Origin of the sequence: Arthrobacter sp. GCM10027362, assembly GCF_042679445.1 — a bacterium.
Classification (GTDB): domain Bacteria; phylum Actinomycetota; class Actinomycetes; order Actinomycetales; family Micrococcaceae; genus Crystallibacter.
The window spans coordinates 1-4553 of the sequence record NZ_JBHTML010000252.1 but is presented as its reverse complement, the minus strand read 5'-3'; the positions used below and the strand labels follow the sequence as shown (position 1 = coordinate 4553).

The following is a 4553-nucleotide window of genomic DNA, read 5'->3' as shown; positions in this document are numbered from 1 at the left end:
GGCCCGCCCGGCTGACCGCAGCCGGCCAGCAGCAGGGCCAGCCCGGCCGCTGCGGCGGCAGCCCTCAGGGACACCCGTTGCCAGCGCTGCCTGTGCGTCATGGTCATCCATCCGTTCGATTGTCCACGGCCGCCGCCAGCACCGCATCCACCGACTCGAGCAGCCGGGCGCGCAGCACCTGGGCCTCGGCGGCGAAGGCCCGCTGGGCCGCAACGTAGCGCGCCCGGCCCGCGGCCGTCTCGATTTCGATCGGCTCGTAGCCGAAGCCGGACAGGTCGTAGGGCGAGGCCTGCATGTCCATCGCCCGGATCCGCCACGCCAGCACGAAGCAGTCCAGCACCAGTTCGCCCGGCAAGGCCGGGGTGAGCTTGTAGGCCCACTTGTACAGGTCCATGTTGGCATGCAGGCAGCCGGGCTGTTCCAGCAGGCGCTGGTTCTCCCGCGTGGGCTGCAGGGTGTTCAGCGGCACCGCCTGCGGGGCATAGAAGCGGAACGCATCGAAGTGCGAGCAGCCGATCCGGCTGGACTCCACCACCGCATCCGTTCCCTCGGCGCCCAGCCGCAGCTCCAGGTACTCGTGGCGGACCCCGTTGTCCTCGGACTTGTAGGCCATCGCCCATTCGTGCAGCCCGAAGCAGGAAAACCGCGCCGGCCGGGCGGCGGTGCCGGCCAGGATGATCCGCACGAAGTCGACCGTGGCGGCCCGGTCGGCCAGGAAACGCGCGGCATCGAAGGTGGCCGCCGCGTCGGCGGCCAGTCCGGCGGCCCGCAGTTCCCCGTCCGTCAGGGCGCGGTAGTACTTCCAGCCGGTCCGCAGCCGCGCCGCGGGGCCGGCGAGCACGACGCCGGGGCCCGGGTGCCAACGCAGCAGCTGGCCGGGCTTGTGGTTGTAGTAGGTGAACAGGAAGTCCTCGACCGGGTGCCTGCGCCCGGCCGAGCGCCGCTGCAGATACGGCCCGGTGAAGCGCTCGGCCCGCTGCCGGTGCGCCTCGGCGCGGGCCTGCCACCGGCGCTCGGGCAGGATATCCGGGTGGACGGACGGGGACTGGCGCATGCCCCCATTATCGCAGGGCGGCGCGTTTTGCTGTACGGAAATGCGTATTATGCACCGTCCCGATGGTCAATGGTTGCATGCCGCGCGAGGATTAGCAGATCTGCTCAGCCGTCCGCTCGTTTCCGCCCTGACCTGCCTGAATATCTTCTGTGAGGTTCCCGGATGGAGTATTTTTGGCTCAGACTAGGTCTGCGGGATGAGGCCGAGTTGGTCTGGGTCTGACAAAGATGAAAGGCGCCTCCTTCTCATGACAACGCAAGGCATAGGCTTTGTGCGCAGGCAGCGGGTGCGCGCCGCCGCGGCACTGGTCCTCGGAGTCTCACTGATGATCTCGTCCGGGGCGGCCAATGCCGCTCCCACGGAGGACGATGAGCCCTCCAAAACGGCCGTCCCGGCAGACATCCGGAAGATGCCCGGGTTGCACGAGGACGGCCGCTACATTGTCATGATGGCCGCGGCCCCGCTGGCCGCATACGGCGGCGGGGTGGCCGGCTTGCCGGCCACCAAGCCCGCCGAGGGCCAGCGGTTGGACGCCGAGAGCCCCCAGGCCCGCAAGTACCGGCAGTACCTCGAACGGGAGCAGGAGCGGGTGGCCGCGTCCGAGGGCGTGACCATCCGCGCCAGCTTTACCACGGCCGTGAACGGCTTCGTGGCGGACCTCACCGGGCTGCAGGCGGCCGCCCTGGCCAAGTCGGCGGGCGTCGCGGTGGTGGCCAGGGACGAGAAATTCCAGCCGGACTACTCGAGCACGGAGTACCTGCAGCTGCCCGGGGCCGGAGGGGTCTGGGAGCAGCAGTTCGGATCGGCCCGGAACGCCGGTGCCGGCACGGTGGTCGGCGTCCTGGACACCGGCTACACGCCGGACAACCCGTTCTTCGCCGGCGAGGAGGTCAAGCCGCTCAAGGGCAAGCAGCAGCCCAAGGTGGGCGAGCCCTACCTGGCCGCGGACGGCAAGATCACCATGCTGAAGGCGGACGGCACCACCTTCAAGGGGGAGTGCCAGGCCGGCGAAGCCGGCTCCGGCTTCAGGGGCACCGAGTGCAACAGCAAGGTGCTCGGCGCCCGTTACTATGCCGAGGAATTCCTCCGGGACCCGCGCACCGGCGGCAAGGGCGAGAACGAGACGATTTCCCCGCTGGATGCCCAGGGCCACGGCACGCATACGGCCAGCACCGCGGCGGGCAACTTCGGGGTGAGGACCTCGGTGGCCGGCCGCGATTTCGGCACCGGCTCCGGGGTGGCCCCGGCGGCCAAGATCGCCGTCTACAAGATCTGCTGGACCGCCGCCAATCCCGCCGCCAGCGGCTGCTACAGCTCCGCCGCCGTCGCCGCCATCGACCAGGCCTACCGGGACGGGGTGGACGTACTGAACTATTCCATTTCCGGAAACAACACCTCCGTCAGCGACCCGGTCTCGATGGCCTTCCTCTGGGCCTCGCTGTCAGGCGTCTTCGTGTCCGCCTCGGCCGGCAACTCGGGCCCCGGCGAGGCCACGGTCAACCACAGCGCCCCGTGGATCACCACGGTGGGCGCCAGCACGTTCTCCAACGAGCTGCAGGGCACCGTGGAACTTTCCGACGGCACCAAGTACCGCGGCGCCTCCATCATGAACAAGAACGTCCCGATGACCCGCATCCTGCTCGGGCGCGACGCGCCGGTGGCCGACGACGGCAACCCGGCCACGGACGAGGCCGCCGATGCCCGGCTCTGCATCCGCCTGGACGCGGCCAAGGTCAAGGGCAGGATAGTGGTCTGCGAACGCGGCGTGAACCCCCGCGCGGAGAAGTCGGTGACCGTGAAGAAAGCCGGCGGTGTGGGCATGGTGCTGGTGAATATGACGCCGAACACGCTGGACCTGGACCTGCACGCGGTGCCCACGGTGCACATCAACGACCCGGGCATCGTGGACAAGGTCGCGGCCGATCCGAAGCTGACCGCCGCGCTGGTGGACCATGACACCACCGGCTTACCGGAGAGCCCCATCCCCCAGATGGCCGCCTTCTCCGGACGGGGTCCGTCCAACGCGGTGGGGTCGGACCTGCTCAAGCCGGACCTGGCGGCCCCGGGCGTGGGCGTGCTGGCCGGGGTGTCCCCGCTCAACGGCGGGCAGCGGTTCGGCTTCCTCTCCGGCACCTCCATGGCGGCACCCCAGGTATCGGGCCTGGGCGCCCTGCTCCTGGCCAGGAACCCGGACTGGTCGGCGGCGATGGTCAAATCCGCGCTGATGACCACGGCCGCGGACGTGGTGACCGAGGACGGCTCGGTCAACCATGACAAGTTCGCCACCGGCGCCGGCGAGGTGAACCCGCGGCGGATGGCCAGCCCCGGGCTGGTGTACGATGCCGGCGCCAGGGAGTGGGGCGGCTTCCTGCAGGGAGCCGGGATCAACCTGGGCCTGGACCCGAAGGGCAACATTGAACCGCGGAACGCGAATGTCCCCTCGTTTGCCCTGGGATCGCTGGTCGGCGAGGTGACCGTCAAACGGACCGTCACCGCGCTTGAGGGCGGGCGCTACACCGTCTCCGCGAAGGTCCCCGGGATCGGGGTCAAGGTGGAGCCGTCAGTGCTGAGGCTGGGCAAGGGCGACAAGGCGACCTACACCGTCACGTTCAGGAATGCCGGTGCCGCGTTCGGCAAATTCGCCATGGGGGAGCTGACCTGGTCCGGTGCCGGCAACACCGTCACTTCGCCGGTGGCGGTCCGCCCAATGCTCGTGCGGGCCCCGGAGAGCGTGTCCGTGGAGTCCGCCGCGGGCAAGGGGGAAGCGGCCATCGAGGTGGAGTCGGGCACCAATGACCCGGTGGACCTCAGCGTGGCGGGCATGGCCAAGGCGGACGCGCTGACCGGCGAACGCACCGCGGATCCCGGAAACATCACCACGGCCAGCGCCCTGGTGGCGCAGCTGGTGGTCCCCGAGGGGACCGCGCTGGCCAGGATGGCCATTGACTCGGCGAGCGAGGGCGCGGACTGGGATCTGTACGTCATGACGCCGTCGGGCCAGCAACTCCAATCGGTCAACGCCGGCTCCAAGGAGCAGCTGCTGATCCCTGCTCCTGCCGCGGGCACCTATCAGGTGGTCGCCCACCTGTACGGAACCGAGGAGGCGGCCGGCCGGGCCGGCGCAACGCTGCATGCCGTGGCTGTTGACGGGGACGCGGGCAATTTGCAGGTGGATCCGGACCCGCTGGAACTGGCCAACGGCGAGACCGGCGAGGTCCACGCCCGCTGGAGCGGCCTGGAGAGCGGAAGCTGGACCGGCGTGGTCCAATTCGGTGACAGCGCGGGCACTGCCCTGACGGTCAATATCCCCTGAGATGGGGCGCTCCCGCAGTGTCGGCTTCGCCGCCACGGCGGGTCCCTCGCGCCCCGCTCTGCTAGTCGCCGGCGACTGCCCGCTGGGCGGCGCCGATCAGCTGTTGCATGGAGGCGTTGAGGGCCCGCAGGCCCGCGCGGTCCAGGCCCAGCCGCTCCAGCATGGCGCCCGGCACCGCCAGCGCCT

Annotated in this window: 2 protein-coding genes; one reads left to right on the top strand and one right to left on the bottom strand. The window is 70.1% G+C overall.

The genetic code is table 11. The features are described 5' to 3' along the window. Window positions 1-103: 103 nt before the first annotated feature. Complete coding sequence (locus ACFQ36_RS20950) at window positions 104-1054, bottom strand: 3-methyladenine DNA glycosylase (RefSeq protein ID WP_377017193.1); 951 nt, start codon at window positions 1052-1054, stop codon at window positions 104-106. Between the two features lie 247 nt (window positions 1055-1301). Here ACFQ36_RS20950 and ACFQ36_RS20945 point away from each other — a divergent pair, with 247 nt between their 5' ends. Next, window positions 1302-4367, top strand: coding sequence for a S8 family serine peptidase (locus tag ACFQ36_RS20945; RefSeq protein ID WP_377017191.1), 3066 nt, complete (start codon window positions 1302-1304; stop codon window positions 4365-4367). Window positions 4368-4553 lie beyond the last annotated feature (186 nt).

Coding starts and splice junctions, on each gene's coding strand:
- ACFQ36_RS20950 (WP_377017193.1), bottom strand. CDS start 1,054: ATGCGCCAGTCCCCGTCCGTCCACCCGGATATCCTGCCCGAGCGCCGG.
- ACFQ36_RS20945 (WP_377017191.1), top strand. CDS start 1,302: ATGACAACGCAAGGCATAGGCTTTGTGCGCAGGCAGCGGGTGCGCGCC.